General features: G+C 53.6%; 17 protein-coding genes and 2 pseudogenes. 2 read left to right on the top strand and 17 right to left on the bottom strand.

The window, feature by feature from the left end:
• Nucleotides 1-129 precede the first annotated feature (129 nt).
• The 12 genes and pseudogenes from OMP40_RS27905 to OMP40_RS27850 all read right to left on the bottom strand — a co-directional run bounded on the left by OMP40_RS27905 (nt 130) and on the right by OMP40_RS27850 (nt 10675).
• Nucleotides 130-1518 (bottom strand): response regulator transcription factor, encoded by a 1389-nt coding sequence (locus OMP40_RS27905; protein WP_277536185.1) that lies wholly within the window; start codon nt 1516-1518, stop codon nt 130-132.
• Nucleotides 1436-1762: a response regulator gene (locus OMP40_RS27900; protein ID WP_277536183.1), complete on the bottom strand. Its 327-nt coding sequence runs from the start codon at nt 1760-1762 to the stop codon at nt 1436-1438. The genes OMP40_RS27905 and OMP40_RS27900 overlap by 83 nt, the downstream gene beginning before the upstream one ends.
• Nucleotides 1763-1767: 5 nt before the next feature.
• On the bottom strand, nt 1768-2316 hold the full coding sequence (locus OMP40_RS27895) for a sensor histidine kinase (RefSeq protein WP_277536181.1): 549 nt from the start codon (nt 2314-2316) through the stop codon (nt 1768-1770).
• Nucleotides 2255-3373, bottom strand: a complete 1119-nt coding sequence (locus OMP40_RS27890; RefSeq protein ID WP_277536180.1) for a sensor histidine kinase — start codon at nt 3371-3373, stop codon at nt 2255-2257. The genes OMP40_RS27895 and OMP40_RS27890 overlap by 62 nt, the downstream gene beginning before the upstream one ends.
• Nucleotides 3374-3472: 99 nt before the next feature.
• The gene (locus OMP40_RS27885) at nt 3473-4381 is read right to left on the bottom strand and encodes an N-acyl-D-amino-acid deacylase family protein (RefSeq protein WP_277536178.1); all 909 of its coding nucleotides are present in this window, start codon (nt 4379-4381) and stop codon (nt 3473-3475) included.
• A gap of 19 nt (nt 4382-4400) precedes the next feature.
• Complete coding sequence (locus OMP40_RS27880; protein ID WP_277538219.1) at nt 4401-4745, bottom strand: amidohydrolase family protein; 345 nt, start codon at nt 4743-4745, stop codon at nt 4401-4403.
• Nucleotides 4746-4950: 205 nt separating this feature from the next.
• Nucleotides 4951-5202: pseudogene (locus tag OMP40_RS42370) on the bottom strand (N-acyl-D-amino-acid deacylase family protein); the annotation flags it as partial.
• Nucleotides 5203-5221: 19 nt separating this feature from the next.
• Complete coding sequence (gene menC / locus OMP40_RS27870; protein WP_277536176.1) at nt 5222-6334, bottom strand: o-succinylbenzoate synthase; 1113 nt, start codon at nt 6332-6334, stop codon at nt 5222-5224.
• 3 nt (nt 6335-6337) lie between these two features.
• Nucleotides 6338-6721, bottom strand: a complete 384-nt coding sequence (locus OMP40_RS27865) for a M20/M25/M40 family metallo-hydrolase (RefSeq protein WP_277536174.1) — start codon at nt 6719-6721, stop codon at nt 6338-6340.
• A 7-nt stretch (nt 6722-6728) separates the two neighbouring features.
• Entirely contained in the window at nt 6729-7493 is a 765-nt protein-coding gene (locus OMP40_RS27860; protein WP_277536172.1) for an amidohydrolase, read from the bottom strand.
• Nucleotides 7490-8305 (bottom strand): GNAT family N-acetyltransferase, encoded by an 816-nt coding sequence (locus OMP40_RS27855; RefSeq protein ID WP_277536170.1) that lies wholly within the window; start codon nt 8303-8305, stop codon nt 7490-7492. The genes OMP40_RS27860 and OMP40_RS27855 overlap by 4 nt, the downstream gene beginning before the upstream one ends.
• Before the next feature lie 183 nt (nt 8306-8488).
• A complete protein-coding gene (locus tag OMP40_RS27850) occupies nt 8489-10675 on the bottom strand; it encodes a fibronectin type III domain-containing protein (protein WP_277536168.1) in 2187 nt (728 codons plus the stop codon).
• 295 nt (nt 10676-10970) lie between these two features.
• Here OMP40_RS27850 and OMP40_RS27845 point away from each other — a divergent pair, with 295 nt between their 5' ends.
• Nucleotides 10971-12332 carry an MATE family efflux transporter gene (locus tag OMP40_RS27845; RefSeq protein WP_277536166.1) on the top strand — a complete coding sequence of 454 codons (1362 nt, stop codon included), beginning with the start codon at nt 10971-10973 and terminating at the stop codon, nt 12330-12332.
• A gap of 252 nt (nt 12333-12584) precedes the next feature.
• Here OMP40_RS27845 and OMP40_RS27840 read toward each other — a convergent pair whose 3' ends face one another.
• Nucleotides 12585-12995, bottom strand: coding sequence for a GNAT family N-acetyltransferase (locus OMP40_RS27840; protein WP_277536165.1), 411 nt, complete (start codon nt 12993-12995; stop codon nt 12585-12587).
• 133 nt (nt 12996-13128) lie between these two features.
• Between OMP40_RS27840 and OMP40_RS27835 the strand changes: the two genes are divergently transcribed.
• Complete coding sequence (locus OMP40_RS27835) at nt 13129-14535, top strand: aminotransferase-like domain-containing protein (RefSeq protein ID WP_277536163.1); 1407 nt, start codon at nt 13129-13131, stop codon at nt 14533-14535.
• Nucleotides 14536-14631: 96 nt separating this feature from the next.
• On the opposite strand, the gene OMP40_RS27830 is transcribed toward OMP40_RS27835, so the two are convergent.
• The 4 genes and pseudogenes from OMP40_RS27830 to OMP40_RS27815 form a co-directional block, all read right to left on the bottom strand.
• Complete coding sequence (locus OMP40_RS27830) at nt 14632-15723, bottom strand: PucR family transcriptional regulator (protein ID WP_277538071.1); 1092 nt, start codon at nt 15721-15723, stop codon at nt 14632-14634.
• Nucleotides 15683-15955, bottom strand: a complete 273-nt coding sequence (locus OMP40_RS27825; RefSeq protein WP_277538218.1) for a hypothetical protein — start codon at nt 15953-15955, stop codon at nt 15683-15685. The genes OMP40_RS27830 and OMP40_RS27825 overlap by 41 nt, the downstream gene beginning before the upstream one ends.
• Nucleotides 15956-16019: 64 nt before the next feature.
• Nucleotides 16020-16163 (bottom strand): annotated as a pseudogene (locus OMP40_RS27820) (PucR family transcriptional regulator ligand-binding domain-containing protein); the annotation flags it as partial.
• An 86-nt stretch (nt 16164-16249) separates the two neighbouring features.
• The gene (locus tag OMP40_RS27815) at nt 16250-16477 is read right to left on the bottom strand and encodes a cupin domain-containing protein (protein WP_277538070.1); all 228 of its coding nucleotides are present in this window, start codon (nt 16475-16477) and stop codon (nt 16250-16252) included.
• Between the last annotated feature and the right edge of the window lie 123 nt (nt 16478-16600).

The raw sequence follows: 16600 nt of genomic DNA, 5'->3' as shown, positions 1-16600 counted from the left end.
TTATCCCTCCCCGTATCGTCATGCCGCCTTTCCGATCGCTTCCGCTCCTTTCCGCGTGGATGTCTTCATTTTAGTGCTCCCGAATCGGCCCAACAATCCGAAAGCATTGCGATCCCGTGTTCTTTGTTGTCATCTTGCATGGTCCCTGTATTCTTGCGGCGTCATCCCGACATGTTTCTTGAAGTATTTGCTGAAATACGAGAAGTTTTCGAAGCCCAATTCCAAGCTGACCTGCTGGACTTTTATAAAATCGTTGCCGAGAAGCTGCTTCGCCTTGGCAATTTTCAATTCGATCAATCGTTCGGCAAGCGTATATCCTTTTTCCGAATGATAGAGCCTGGATAGATAGTAGGGGCTTAAATGAACCTGCTTGGCCAACTGTTGGAGCGATAAATCCCCGTTTAGGTTTCGGATCATATAACGGTCGACGTAATCGACGATATGCTGTTTTTGATCGGTTTTCTTCATCTCCATCTGCCGAAAAAGAATGTCCGACAGCTTGACGAAGTAATCCAGCAATTCATCCCAATTCACGTGGGCTTTGAAATCGGATAAAAGCGCCAAATCGAGTCCGCTTTCTTTGACTTCGTTCACTAACCGCTTCTTGTTGATATAAGCGAGAAACATCGCCCCAAGGGAGCAATATACCTCCTGCTGATACGTATAATCGACGAACACCGTTTTCTGCGTATGACGAAAATAATCGATCAGCTCGTTCTTGAATGCTTCGGTCTCTCCCGATTCCAAAAGCGTTTGCAAGGCAAATACCGCTTCCTGCGGTCTTTTATCCAACTCGGGCGGCCGATCGACAGGCGGAACATCCACCAGAATGATCTCTTCTTCCAAACCGATTCCTTGCGAGAAGAGCTCGCTCATCGAACGATATTCGCTTCGCAAGCAGCGCCAGTTTTTCATCGGACGGCTGAGTACGATCGACAAAGGCAAGTTCAATATCTGCCGCACGGACACCTGAATTTTTTCAAGCATCTCTTTCACATAAAGGTACGTTTGTCCGGCATCCCGCAGCGGAACCCCGTTGTCCTCTGCCGGTTGGATCATCCAAAGCATATAGGTTTCCATTTTAACCGCAAGCCTCTGGCTGACCGGAGATAAATGTTCCAGCATGATATTGTTGCAAGCGTATTCCAGGAGCAGCCTATCGTTGCTCGTCAAATGGGGCGGCCAGCGATCGATTCTGGCCATCATCAGCATGACGGCATTGTCGCTTCGCATCGGACGATCGAGAAAATTTAATTGCTCCTGAATATCTGCCAATGAATCAATGCCTGGGCCAAGCAAGCGTTGAACAAAATCCTGCAATAGCAAGGGCTGGGCGCTTAGCAGTTGCGCTTTCGCTTTGGCCATCATCTCCATTTCGTCGATCTCGCGTTCGATCGTCTCGACGGCGCCCTCCATTAAGCCGAAGATGGCGTCTTCATCCGCCGGTTTTAATAAATAATCGTACGCTCCCTGACGCAAGGCGCCTTGTAAAAACGCAAAATCCGCATAACCCGACAAAAAAGATTATTTTACACCTGGGCCATTGCAGGCGAACCTGTTCGGCTAACTCCAGCCCTGTCATCCCCGGCATTTTTATATCCGTCAGCATGATATCGATGCGATTGCCGTCTAATATTTGCAGCGCCTCGCGGGACGATTCCGCTTTCCACACGACCAATTTAAGGTCAATTAATTCTTCCAGGATCTCCGCTATTCCATCGACGATGATTCTTTCATCGTCGACAACCAGCACATGATGCATCGGAGTCACTCCCCTTCGCCTGTTCGGTCGATCGTGATCATCGCCGTGACGCCGCCCAGCTCATTGTTTGCGAGACAGATTCCCGAGCCGCTGCCGTACAGCAGCTTCAGCCTTTTGTGAACATTTTCTAATCCGTGTATGCCGTCCTTCGTCGCATCCTCTTTGCGGGAAGACAACGCGATTCCCGCCTGCCAGCGTTCGAGCTGCTTCGGATCGATCCCGATGCCATTGTCCTTGATTCGGATGTTCAATTGACGGTCTTCCGCTTCCACCGCGACGACGATCGAGCCGCCCGTCTCTTTGTACTCTAATCCGTGAATAAAGGCATTTTCCAGAATAGGTTGAACGATGAGGCGAGGCACCTCCCAGCTATCGACGATTCCCGCCAACTCGAATCGGCAAGAAATTCTGTTTTGAAACCGGATTTCCTGTATGGCCGCATACATCTGCGCATGCTTAAGCTCTGCCGATAGCGGAATAAACTCCGATTTGTTATAGGTGATGAATTTGAAATATTCTCCGAGATACTTCGCCAGCTTTTTTAACGCCGTCAAGGTCTTCGCCGCGCGCCATCAAGTATAGGATGTATAAGCTGTTATAGAAAAAATGAGGATTGATTTGAGATTGCAAGAGCTTCAGCTCCGCTTGTTGACTGTAAATGGTTTTCTCGTAGACCTCCTGAATGAGTTCCTTCAGCTTCCCTGTCATTCGGTTGAACTGCGTATAGATGAATTGAAATTCATCAATTTCTTTGCGCTCGATCGTGACGTCCAACTCGCCGTGCTCGACTCTCCGGAAGCCGCCGATCAACTTCTTCAACGGCCGGTTGATGAGCCTGGAAATCGTGAGCGATGCAGCGATTACGATAATAAAAGAGAGAATGGACAGGTACCAGATCCACTTATTGATCGCGTACACCGGATGTAAAATTTCGTACTCCGGAATTAACGTCGTTAATGACCAATGGAGCGATTCCGAACGTTTCTCGAATACCATGTAGCGATGTCCATCGATCTGAATCCGTTTTTTTCCTGCTGCCGCCGTCAATATATTTCTACTGACTTGAGTATTGGCGCTTTCTCCGAACAGTGGAAAACGGTATCGCTCATCCATTAAAAATGTGCTCGAATGGGCGTACGGTTTGAGCGCGCTTATTTCTTTTCCGATGCTTGACAACGACATCTCTACGACGAGCATAAATGAAGATTGCGACGTTAACGGATAGCCTATCGGAAAAAACAACCGGTTTTTATAATAAAATGCCGCATAAGGCACCAGATTCGCGCTCTGAAAAGCTCCCCATTCCTCCGCATCGAGAGGGTCCACGCCCGTTCGCGAAGAAATGCGTTTTTCCGGAATCGGCATCATGGCGAACACTTCTTGGATGTACTTGCTCGAAGTGCCTAACATGACGATTTTGGCATGCAAATCGTTATATGCCTTTGTTCGTTCATACTCCGTCAAAGATTCCGAACGGATGCTAAGATCGTTCAGATCCGAATCGTTGACAAACGTTCGCATCAGATCGGTCACCCGGACTATTTCCGTTTGCAGCGAAGCGAGAATGTAAGCCGTTTTTTGATCCATCGAACTGGCGATTTCTTTCCGCACGATGCCGGCGCCATAGTCATTCATAAACAGACTGATTACATATACGGGAATAAGGATGATTAAAAAAAGTGCCCACGAGCTTATGGTAAATGCCGAGCTTTAGTCTTTTTCCAAAACCGCTCCCCCATTCCCTCTTGCTCCTTTCTTCGTGCGACGCACATAAATGCCAAAGACTGCCGAACTTATTCGGCAGTCTTCCATCTTTAATCCGGCCATGAGGTTTAACGGTTGGCGGCCGCGGAGACGCAGCCGCCCCCCCCGAATCACCCTGCCAGCCGAAACGTTCATAAACTTTCCGTTTTGCACGGCGATTTGCCCGTTTACGATGACGTATTCGATACCGGCGGGTTCAAGCAGAGGCTGGCTGTAAGTCGACCGATCCGCTACCGCAGCCGGATCGAAGATGACGACATCCGCATGCATGCCCTCTCGCAGCAGCCCCCGGTCCTTCAATCGCAGCAGTTGGGCGGGCGCGCCCGTCATTTGACGTATCGCCTGGGGCATCGACAGCGCGTTTAAATCCCGCACGTATCTTCCCAGGACACGCGGGTACGTGCCGTACAGTCTGGGATGAGGCTTGCTGCCGAAGATGCTGTCGGATCCGAAGAGTTGAAACGGATGCTTCATGGCCGTCATCACATCCGCTTCGACGCCCCAATGAACGATCATGGAGACGGCGCCCCGCTCCTCGACAATCAGATCGAAAGCCGCATCTGCGGGATCGATATTTCTGCGTTCGGCAATATCCGAGATGCTCATCCCTTCCATCGGCTTGTTGCGTTCGGAGTCGACCGATGCGATGACGATATGGCGCCATCCGCAGTTTTTCACCCAATTTTCGAAGCTGTCGTTGTCCAGAAAATCCTGCTTGATTCGATTGCGGATTCCGGCGTTCGCCAGTCTTTCAAGGCAGCGTTCGGACCCTTCTTCGTGCATCCAAGGAGGCAGTATCGTTTGCAGCAACGTCGATCCTGCCGTATATGGATATTGGTCGAACGTAATTTCCAATCCATTGGATCGCTCCTTGTCAAGCAGCGCCAGCGCTTCGGCGAATTTGTGCCGGTTCGCTTCCCCCGATCGCTTTAAAATGAGAAAGATGCAAACGAACGCCCGATGCGCGCGACACGTCGATCACTTCTTCAAGCGCCTCGATGAAATGACTGCTTTCGCTTCTGACGTGGACGACAAAACAACCGTCGTAAGTGGCCGCGCCTTTGCAAATCTCAATCAGCTCTTCCTTGTCGGCAAAAACGTTCGGCGGATAAACCAATCCGGTGGATATGCCAACCGCCCCTTCTTGCATAGCCTTTTCTACCAATCCGCGCATGCGAATCCGTTCTTCCTGCGTTGCTTTGCGGTCCTCGAAGCCCATAACGAGCGTCCTTACCGCGCCATGAGGCACCAGATACATGACATTGCCGGATAAGTCGGATTTGTCTAAAAAAGCTTAAATATTCCTTCACCGTGTTCCATGGCCAATCGCCGATATCGCCGTTCAGGCCCTTCAGCTGACTTTGCCATTGCGGCTTCGTCTGCGCGGACACGGGGGCGACGGAAATGCCGTCCTGTCCCAACAGCTCGGTCGTAACGCCTTGCAATACTTTTACATAATGGATCTCCGGTCTCGTGCACAACAAGTCGGAGTGCACATGGGCATCGATAAATCCGGGACAGACGGCGAGCCCTGCCGCATCGATATCCATGCGTCCATGAACGTTCGGCAAGCTGCCGACTGCCGTCAATTTCCCGTCTTTAATTCCAATATCCGCTTTTATCCATGGATTTCCCGTACCATCGTATACTTGTCCGTTTCGAATGACAATATCCATCATGGTTATTGCCCTCACTTTAATTGAATTGAAAGACTTGTTCGTATAAGGTGCGATCGCGAATGCGCCGGATCACCGGTTCAAAGCCGATGCCGGGTCGTTCGGGAACCCGGATCACGCCGTCTTGTATCGTGACTTCCGGTTCGATAATATCTTCCGACCAATAGTTGGAGGAAGCTGCCGTATCGCCCGGGAACATGAAATTAGGGAGCGTGGATATCGCGATGTTGTGCGCGCGGCCGATGCCCGATTCCAGCATGCCGCCGCACCATACGGGGATTCCCGCTTTATGGCAAACATCGTGCAGTCGAATAGATTCGGCAATACCGCCGACTCTTCCGATTTTTATGTTGATGATGCGGCAGCTGCCCAACTCGATCGCTTTCCTCGCATCCTCGCTTGAATGGATGCTCTCGTCCAGGCAAACGGGCGTTGCGATTTGTTTTTGCAGCACGCTGTGATCGACCATATCGTTGTAGGCAAAGGGCTGTTCGATCATCGTAAGTCCGTATTCGTCCAGCTTCTTTAGGCGATCGATATCCCCGAGCGAATAGGCGGAATTCGCATCCACCATCAAGGCGATCTGCGGGAATCGGAGGCGTACGGCTTCGACGATATCGATATCCCATCCCGGCATGATTTTGATTTTGATGCGCTTGTAGCCTTTAGCCAAGTTGCTCTCGATTTTTTCAAGCAATTCGGTTAAGGAAGCTTGAATGCCGATACTGACGCCGACATCAAGCTCTCGCTTATTGCCGCCGATCGCTTCGGTCAGGGTCAATCCGTTCAGCTTGCTGTACAGGTCCCAGCACGCGCTCTCAAGCGCGGACTTGGCCATGTAGTTTCCGCGAATATGGCGCCATCTTGCCGATATTTCGTTCGGATGTCCGATGGCCGATTGCTGCAGAAGCGGAATCAAAAATTGCTCCATCAGATGCCAGTTCGTTTTGAGCGTTTCTTCATTATAGGAAGGTTCCGGAAAAGCCACCGACTCGGCCCATCCCGATATCCCGTCGCGATCGACCGCTTCTACAAGGATAAAGGGCTTGTTCCGCATCGTACCGAAACTTGTCTTGAATGGGTGAATCAGATCCATGCTGACGTGCCGTAAAATGATCCTGTCAATCCGCATCGATTAATCCTCCTGCCCGGCAGCGAATATTTTTACGATGGACAAAGCCAATATCGCCGCGCCTATCTGAAGCGCCTCAAGATTAAAGCGCATATCGGGGTGATGAAGCCCGGGCTTGAGGTCGGCGCCTAATCCGATCATGGTCGCCTTGATACCGGGCTTGCGCTGCGCGTAAAAATGAAAATCTTCGCCTCCCGGCGTTACCGGCGGAGAGGCTAAGCCGTCGTCCCCCAAGATCTCCGCGATCGCCGAGGCGACCATGGATTCCATGTAGTCGTTCGGAACGGCGGCAACCGTTCGCATTCCCGTCTCCAGTTCCACGGTTGCGCCATTCGCCGTTCCGGCATGAGTCGCCGCGCGTTGAATTTTTTCCACCAATTCATCCATCGCCTCGTTAGTTCCGGCACGCACATCGATCGAAAATTCCCCCTGTATCCGGAATGATGTTGCTGCTCGCGTTGGCCACCAGAAGACGAGTTACCTTGCAGGAGAACGGAACGCTCGGATCGGTTTTAACGGCGTTGACGGCCTGGACGATCGCGGCAGCTGAATCTATCACGTTAATCCCCTCGTTCGGCCGGGCCGCATGCGCTTGTCTTCCCATGATTTTGCCGTTCAGCGTTGCAGCCGCGCCATGGTAGATGGCGCTTGAGGCCTTACCCATGGGCAGCTCCTTAACAGGGCGAAGATGGATGCCGAGCATATACTCCACTTGATCGAGCACACCGGTGTCAAGCAGCTTCAAAGCCCCTTCTCCCGTTTCCTCGGCAGGCTGAAAAACGGCGGTCAGCTTGCCTGAAGGCTCATAGCCGATGTTTATCAAACACTTCAGTGCATACAAAGCCATCGTCATATGCGCATCATGTCCGCAAGAATGATTGGCTGTCCACTTGCCGCCAACTTGCTGCCATAAGGCATCGATATCGGCGCGGACTGCGACTGTCGTCGACCGAGGCGCTGCTCCCGACCATTCTGCCATCACGCCCGTATGCCCTTCAAAGGTCCGGGTCGGTAAATGAATTTGTTTCAAAGCCTGCTGAAGATAAGCAGTCGTTCGCTTTTCTTCCCAACTGATCTCGCCGAGCTCATGCAACTCCCGGTAAGCGCTCTCCAATTCGGCTTGATGCTGCTTAAGCCAATTTACAATCGCCTGCTTCATCGACGGGCCTCAAGCAAATAATGATGGCTGTGCCCGTTCGTTCGAACGAGATTCACGACTTGAAATCCCCGGCTAAATGCTTCGGCGACATGCTCGCGCAAATGATTGTGCCAAGCGGCAAAAAGATCGGGCTGTTCCCGTTTGAGCAGCTTTCCGGATCTAGGCACGGGTATCGAACATCCGGATATGTTATCCAGAATTTGATTGGAATTTCGAATTCCTGCGATTCGGTTCCCGTCCGATTGCAAAACGAATAATTCAGGGTAATCGCCGAATTCGGCCGATACTTCGTTCGGATTGGCAATCGCGCTGACGACACGCTCGGAGAGAATCTCCCATTCGACCATGAAGCGGTCGATCGCCAGTCCATTTGAATCCTCTCCGTAAAACGAAGGAAGGAAGCGACTCACGATTCCTCCCAACTTGGCGAGGTTTAAATACCCGTTGCGCGCTTCGAATGGGTCATACGTCCAAACAATCTTCCGGTATCCGTATTGTATCGCCCACAAACGTTGCTCAAGTTTAAGCTGCATGCCTATACCTTTATCTCGATAATCCGGATGAATCGCCATCATATGCGAAGCAAGATACGTTACTTGTCCGTCATAGCCGGCAAATCCATAGTTAAACCCAATCAGCCTGCTCTCGTGGAACGCTCCGATCACTGAGCCGCCATGCAGGATGGCGGCTTGCATTTGAGGCATTGAAGTAATCGTGTCCTGCGACCACGCTGTCTTCTGCAGTTCTACGGCCGAATGAAGCTCCTTAACGTGTGTGAGCGGCCTATAAGAAATTGTCTCGTTACGATTCATAAGTTCATTCCTTTTCAAGCGAATAGGACGCAAGGGACGATGTGAAGTGACCTTTTTCTCCTATCTATAATTATAAAAGCCCGAACAGGTCGGGCAAGAAAAAAGCGTTGTCCTTTATGGCACTCGATTGCGCAATATTCCAATTGTACGGCATTTGCCGCATCCGTTTTTGACAAGTTAAATTCACACCCCGTACAATGAACCGCCATCCATGCGATACCACGCGTCTATCCGATAGGGCTGCTCTCCCGAACCGCCGAACCTATGCTCCCGGTATTGTACGCTTCCCGTGCCGCCAAGCGAATATATAATCTTCCCTTCTTGGACGTCGTACAAGTACGTCTTGCCATCGACCTTATACAACGCCTTGCCGTCCGGCAGTCCTCTAGTTTGATAATGGGATTGTCCTTCCCCTTCCCATTCGTGGACGACGGCGCCGTTTTTCCATTCATACGTCGTCGGCGAACCGTCTGCCGTTAACGTGTATACGACGCCTTCGACGGACAATCCGCCTTTCGTGATCATGCTTGAGGACCCGCTAGCCTCGTAAATCTTGACTTGGCTTTTATCGATCCGGTCGTAAAGCCAAAGGGCGTTATTGCCGGACTGCTTCCATAAAATACGTTTTTGGTCAAAGTCGAGTATCGTACCTTCGAAGCTGTAAAGCAGCGTTTCCGGCTTGGGGACCGGCTGATAGACGACGGTGACGATCGCTGCGGTTTTTTTCTCGCTTTCGTTGCCTGCGGCATCGACGGCGACCAGCGAAAAAAGGTAAGTCGATTTGGGAGATAATGCTTGCGCTTCATAGCTGTTCGCGGTTCCGCTCAAGGTCGCCAGCAGTTGATCGTTCTGGTAGAGCAAATACTTGGACACGCCTCCCTCATCGGCAGCCTGCTGCCAACGAAGGGCTGCGCTCGAATACGTGGCATGGGAAAAGGTCAGCACGTCCCCCTCGGGCCATGCCGGCGCTTCGGTATCTTCTGGCGGTTGCTGCTGTACGGCAAAGATCGTATCCCCCAGCAAATAGCGAAGCTGACCGTCGATCCATCGGACGACGCCGGCGGCTCCTGCGATTCGTGTCGAATTGTTGATTTCCCGGTCGTATCGGTACAATTGGCCATCGCGGTTAAAGATCAAGGTACCCGAGCCGTCTAAACAATGAATGTCGGCATTCGAATCGAAGTTCGTGGCTTGGGTCGCCGTACCTTCCGGGGATTGCAAATAAAGCTGTCCTTCCGAACCTGCATCCGGCTTCCGGAAGGCGATCCAGCCCTCGTTGATTTCATAGTCTTTATGGGGCGACCGCCGTTCGCCAACCGTTCCGGCATTCACTTCGGTTACCGTCCCATCCGCGAATTTCATCAATCGGCCGTCGTTCAGGGTGAACAATATGGCGCTGCCGTCGGTCACCGGACCGCGCGGCGCACCCGGATACGAGAAGGCGGTCGTCGCGCTGCCGGTTAAAGGATCGTAACGTACAATGTCGTCATTGTGCCCGTCGTTGCCGCTTGGCTCCAGAAGAAGCGTGCCGCCCGGCTCCAGCTCGAAGTTCAGATCGTATGCGTATGGAATATGGCGTACTGTTCCGGCCGCGGTATCGATCCAATGAAGCGTCCCAGCGTCCGAGCACGCGATATAGTTCCCTCTCGCCTGCCAGACCGCTCCCGACTCCAGCGGAATGGACATGAGCGACTCTCCGTTCCACCAAAAGAGTTTCAATTCATACCAACCCGTGTCAATTAAGAAAACGGCGCCGGCGGGCGTGAGTTTAAATCCGTCCGACCTATCGGTCGTAACGCCCTCTAAAAGTTCGGTCTCCGTGCCGTTCATTCGCTCCTTGACGATCAACGCCCCGTTGCGGAGCAGCAGCAGACGGGACGCATCCGCGTCCAGAATCTGCGCGTCGGGTTCGCGATCCGTCTCGGCCAACGCAGGGCTGGATTCGATATGAACGGTACGCTTCACGTTAACCCGTCGATTGTCTTCGCCGTCGGGAAGCCTGCCATCCGATATGGAATATTGAATATTCAGCGACTTGCCATCGTAACGCGTCACATCGTATACGCGATCGAACCGGCCCGCTCCCTGGTCGCTCTCGACGATATCCGGATACCGGAGATCTCTGCCAATCTGCACCAAAAACGAAGGCTGCGCAAGGTCGTCTTCGGCTTCGGCAAGGACTTGCAGGCTATTGCTTCGGATCACGGCATGATCGCTTGCCGGCTCCAGGCGCGTTATGACCGGAGGCTCGTCCGCAATGTCCGACGAGATCGCCGATGAAGCGGCTTCAGCTTCACGCGTTGTCTGGAAGAACACGGTCAGCGCAAGCACCAATGCCGAGCCGATCAGAAACAGGAACCTTCGATCCATTTTACTTCACTCCCATGGACGTTTTTATTAAACGTACCATAATCAGGAAAAAGTTGAATCACTCGTGCGAACCATCAACTATGCCACCAAGATCTACCTTTTCCCTCGCCCGCTTCGAATACGCAGCCTGATTGTTTCCTTTCTACAACAAAGTCAAAACTAGTTGCAAACATATGAAAAAAGGTTGCAAATCCCGCTAGGAATCGAGTTAAACACCCGTTTATAATAGAGCTTACGTCTGCCTTGATACGAATCACCTTTCAACGCGACAACAACAGGCAGGAGGCAAAAAGAAGTGCAGTTGGCGAAAAGAATTTTACACCTAGCGCTACCATCTATCGCTACGTTTTCATCGATGACATTTACGGGCTTGCTCGTATTGATGATTGTCGGGAAGCTGGGCGCGGCCGCGATCGCGGTCGTAGGCGTGACGAACATTCTCATCTACAACATGTGGGCGCTATGCGCCGGCATACAGAACGCGATCAACTATCTGGTCGCTCAGAACTACGGCTCCGGCGAGATGCGACTCGCCAATCAGCGAATGCAAATCGCGTTGGCGATGACAGGCATACTCGGCGTCATTTTGCTGGCGGGCAGCTTGCTTGCGCCCGAACTCATCCTGAGCGCGATGGGACTGAACGACGAGATCGTCGCACTTGGCTCCGATTATGTCATGATTCGCATGATCGCACTCATTTTCGGCATTTTTAGCGGCGCATTCTTCGCTTATCTTCGAGCGATCGGCGACACCAAGACGCCGATGACGATCGCGCTGATCAACAGCGGCCTGGTCGTCGTGTTGACGTATGTGTTGGCCTACGGCAAGTACGGCTTTCCGGACCTGGGGCTTCAAGGCGCCGCTTGGAGCATCTTGATCGCTGAGATCGTCACGGCCGGCATGTGCGTGTGGGTTTATTTCGGCTACTTGAACGCTACGCTGCTGACCCGAAGCTTCGAGCGATTCGATCGGAAGCAGGTCAAGCTGATGGTATTCGAGAGCGCCAAGCTCAGCATGATGGAAATGTCCAACAGCCTGGGCATGCTCGTATTCACGATGTGCATCTCTCGCTTGGGGACGGTCGCCATCGCGGCGAACGAGATCGCCTTGAACATTTTGTCCTTCGGGTTCATGCCTTCGAACGGCTTCGGCGCGGCTGCCACGATCGGCACCGGACAAGAAATCGGGAAAGGACATCACGCGGAAGCGAAGCGATTCGGCCTGATGACGGTCTTGCTGGGTCTGCTCCTGATGGTGCTCATCTCGATTCTCATGTTCGTCTTCGCCTTGCCGATCGCAAAGCTGTATACCCCCGAGCGAGCCGTCTATATGGCCGTCGTGCCGCTCATTCATCTCGCGGCATTTATCCAATTGTTCAATACGACGGGCATTATTTTCGGCGGCGGACTGCGCGGCATCGGCGATACGACGTATCTGTCCCGCGTGGCGTTCGTCCTGAACTGGATTATCTTCATTCCTTGTACGCTGCTGCTGACGGTCGTGCTGGACTATGGCCAGGTCGGCGCCTGGATCGCGCTCTGCGGCAACATGGTGTTTGCCGCGCTGGCCAACGGCTGGCGATACGTCAAGCTGGACTGGAGCAAAGCCCGCGTCAAGTCGGGGAAGGCGTCGGCGCCCGCGATGGTGTCGCATTGATTGCATGCAAAAAAGGACGGCGCCGCGGCGTCGTCCTTTTTGCATTTATTCCTCCGGTCTTCCAAGCTTGAAGCCGTTCAGCTTGCTAAGATTGGCTTTGGAGTTGCCCATCTTAGTCGGTGCGGCCGGCGGAGCGTTTTTTTTGAATCAGCTCGTATATTACTCCTTTCGATCCGGCGTTTCGCTTCCCTCCTTTAGACGTTGTTGAAAGGGGGGCGTTGCGGAAAAATGCGTTGTCCGTCAAGGAAGCGCCTATCGGGCAAAGCGCCTCATCGTCTCAAACCGCTCGAATCCGTATTGTTCGTATAACCCGTGTGCATCCCGCGTGTTGAGCCCCATGTGAACCCCCTGCAGGCTCGGATGCGCAACCAATACGCGCACCAGATTTTTTCCGAGCCCTTTTCCCCGGTCCCCCGGATCTACGATCACATCGCATATCCAAGCGAACGTGGCATAATCCGTAATGATTCGCATGAAGCCCGCTTGTCTGCCCGAACCTTCCTCATAGGCGCCGATGCACATCGATTGCTCGATGCTCCGTTCGATTTGTCCGCTGCTGCGCGCGTTGGCCCAGTACGAATCCGCTAACCAGTTCAGGATGCGGTCCATTTGAAGCAGCGTCTTATCGTCGCTAAATCTGTACCCGTCCATGTTGCAGTCCATCGTTAACACTCCAATCTGATCCTCTAATTTCGACGATAATTCAATCTTTATCTGAAGTATAATAAGAAACGAACGACATGTCTTCCATTAAACCGATTGTCTGTACGGGTACAGAAGAGGAGCGAAAGCATAGATGGTGTCGCGTCAGGACGATCGTCAACTTAAGTTTGAGTTCGTCGTCGACGAGCTTACCAGGCAATCTAAGGACGGCCGATTAAAGCCGGGCGATAAGCTTCCGTCCATCCGCAAGCTCACCGAAACGTATGGCTGCAGCAAAAACACGATTTTACGAGCCTATGCGGAATTAGAACGTCGTCATCTCGTTTACGCAGTTCCGAAAAGCGGCTATTTTTTGCTCGATTCCACCGCTTCCCCCTCCTCGCCGGCACCGGTTGGACTGCCGATCGATATGCGCTCCGCGTCGCCCGAGGGAGACTGGATGCCGTACTTGGACGTGCAGCAATGTTTAACGCAGGCGATCGAGCGCTATCGAGACGATTTATTCGCTTATGGCGATACGCAGGGGTTATTAACGCTTCGGTCCACCCTCACCCGTCATTTTGCCGATGATCAAGTGTTTGCGAAAACGGAGGATATTTTTGTCGTGTCCGGGTCCCATCAGGCGCTCAGCTTGCTGGTCGAAATGCCGTTTCCGAACGGAAAAACGAATGTTCTCATCGAGCAGCCGACCTATTTCGGAGCGATGCAGGCAGCCGGAGTAAAGGGAATAACGATGATCGGGATCGAACGCGCATGGGATGGAATCAATCTGGAGGAATTGGAACGGCATTTTCAGCATAACAACATCAAATGCTTCTATACGGTGTCCCGGTTTCACAATCCGCTCGGCTGCTCCTATTCGAAGGAACAGAAGCAGGCGATCGTCAGGCTGGCGGCCCAATACGACGTTTACGTGATCGAAGACGATTATTTGGCCGATCTGGATCCCGACGGAAAAGCGGATCCGATGTTTGCCTATGATCGGGAAGCGCATGTGATCTATGTCAAAAGCTTTTCGAAGGTCATGCTGCCGGGACTTCGGTTAGGCGCCGTCGCGCTGCCGAAAAAGCTCGCCGCCGCTTTTCACCGGTACAAGCAAGCGGCGGATTTGTTCACGCCGGCGTTGTCGCAGGGCGCGCTCGAGCTCTATATCGCAAGCGGCATGTTCGCGAGTCATACGAAGCGATTGCGCAAGCTCTATTCGGCACGGATGTCGGCCTTACAGTCCGCTTGCAGGCGTGCGCTCCCTTCGGAGGCGGCCATACAAGTACCGGAGAGCGGCGTGTTTGCCACGCTTGCGCTGCCTGAGCAGGTGTCCGCTTCGAAGCTTTGCGAGCGGCTCGAAGCCGAAGGGGTCTTGACGATGAACGTCGACCGTCTTCTGCTGCCGGCTTTCCGGCACGATCGGATGATCCGCCTCAGCGTCATGCGGGCGAACGAGCAAGCGATCGACGCCGGTATCGCGGCGATCGCCCGAGAAATGCAAAAACTGCGGATCGCAAAGCCGACAAGCCATTCTTTTCGCGAGCAGCGCATTTGATTTGCCGGAAAAGGCAAAAAAGAATCCGACTCACGGCCGGATTCTTTTTTGCTGTCCCTATGAAAGCTTTGCATGATTGCCCGGTCGCTCCGACTTCTAGCGCCCCTGCCTCATCTCGTACAGCTTGACGGCCAAGTGAAGCTGCAGCCGGTCGTTCACCTTTTCCGGGTCGAGCCCGAGCAGCTCGTACGCGCGTTCGATCCGGTAGGCGATCGTGTTGTAGTGCGAAAATAGCGCCTCCGCCGTCAGCTTGCCGTTCTCGTTGTGCTGCAGGTAACATTGCAGCGTTTTGAGCAGCTGCGTATTGTGCTTGCTGTCATAGTCGACGATCGGCTTGACGTTGCGGTCGAGATATTCCTTGACCTGCTCGGACGCCGGCAGCAAATAAAGCAGCTGATAGACGCCAAGCTGGTCGTACCGGATATGGGCGTCGCGAATGCCGCAGATCGAGCTGATAAAATGGATTTTGCGCGCTTGCTCGCAGCTGCGCCTTACCTCGTCCGCTGCGTCGACAGGATCGCCGATGCAAAAGGAAACGTCCGCCTTGGCGTCCAGTCCAAGCAGGTGCGTCAGCCGATACAGACATTTCTCGAGCTGTCGGTCCAGATGCTCCGCCTTCTCATGGGAGAGGAGCAGCGCCATATGTCCGTCGAGCTGCGTGGCCCAGATGCCGTCCCGCTCCGTGCCGAACCGGCGGAACTGCTTGATCGCCTTGGTCAGCAGCTTCGGACTCGCATGGCTGTCGGACAGCCTGACGTATACCGCGCTGTACGCGCCGTTGCGGGCGATCCGGCATCCGCAGGCGTCCGCCCTTGCCTCAATGTCCTGAATGGCGACGATGCGCCCGGTTAGCCAGTCCTGCAAAAACTGATCGACGTACTTGGATTCGACCTCCCGCCTCGCATGCAGATTGGCCAGCTCCAGGCTGACCAGCACGCCGATGCGATCCAGCGTCAGCTTGTCCGCGTCGTCCAGCTCCCGGTTCCACTCGAGCAGCAGCAGGCTGCAAGCATTGCCCTTGCCGTCTTCGTTCGAGATGTATACGCGTATGCGCCGGTCGCCTACGGTCATCAGGCTGACGCCCAGCTCGATGTCGTGGCTGAGCCTGGCCCACTCGTCGGAGTCCTCGTTTCCCGGGAAGAGACTTCTAGCCGTCGGCGAAAAATAAAGCTGATTGGCGTCGTCCATCAACACGACCGGGTTCGACAGCGTCTCGTCCAGCTCGCCCAGAAATTCCTCGATGCCTCCCCCCGTGCAGCAGCTTCTTGGACAGCTTCTGGTATCTGAATTGAAGCAGCGTCAAATGTCTCGCTTCCTGGACCAGCACCCGCTCCATGACCTCGCGGACGACATCGGAGAAGGAGGTCGGGAGCGGCAGCTCGATGAGCGGAATGTCGAATTGATCGGCCATCTCCAGCACGGACGGGGGGGATCTCCTCGATATATCTTCGCGTCTTGATGCCTAATGCGGCTACGCCTCGTTCCGCGAGCTGCGGGATCATCTCGGCGATACGATCCGGATTGTCGCGAAAAGGAAAGCCGCTCGTCACGAGAAACTCGCCGGGCCGCACCCAATCGATCACGTCGGGCACTTCCATGACGTTGACCCGATTGACCGCCCGATCCATCCCCTTATGACCCGCGCGAACGGTCGCGCCTTGCAGATTCGGAATGAGCAGCAGATCGCGGCAGGTGAAGGCCAACGTGTCGTTAATCATGATCCGAGCTTATCGGTATAGACGTCTTCGACGAGGTGCGTATTGAAGTAGGCGTTCTTGGGCGCAACGGCTTCCACGGGCAGGAAAATGCTGATCTGCTCGCTCGGCGAATCGCCGACGCATGCGACGGAATGGATGACGCCGGCCGGCACGTGGAAGGTATCTCCCGCTTTGTACAGCGTCCAGGTCCCGTCGCGCAGCAGCTTGACCTCGCCTGCCGTAATATGAATGATCTCGGCGACGTCGTGATAGTGAGGCAGGACGGCTCCCCCCGACTCCGATTTTCTCCCACAGCACCGAGCTGACCCTTACGCCGAGTTCGTCCGCTTGCGCGGCATTCACGATCT

It is taken from the genome of Cohnella rhizosphaerae, from assembly GCF_029525575.1.
Taxonomy (GTDB): Bacteria; Bacillota; Bacilli; order Paenibacillales; family Paenibacillaceae; genus Cohnella; species Cohnella rhizosphaerae.
Note: the sequence above shows the minus strand (reverse complement) of the source record. Positions and strands in the feature narration are given on the sequence as shown.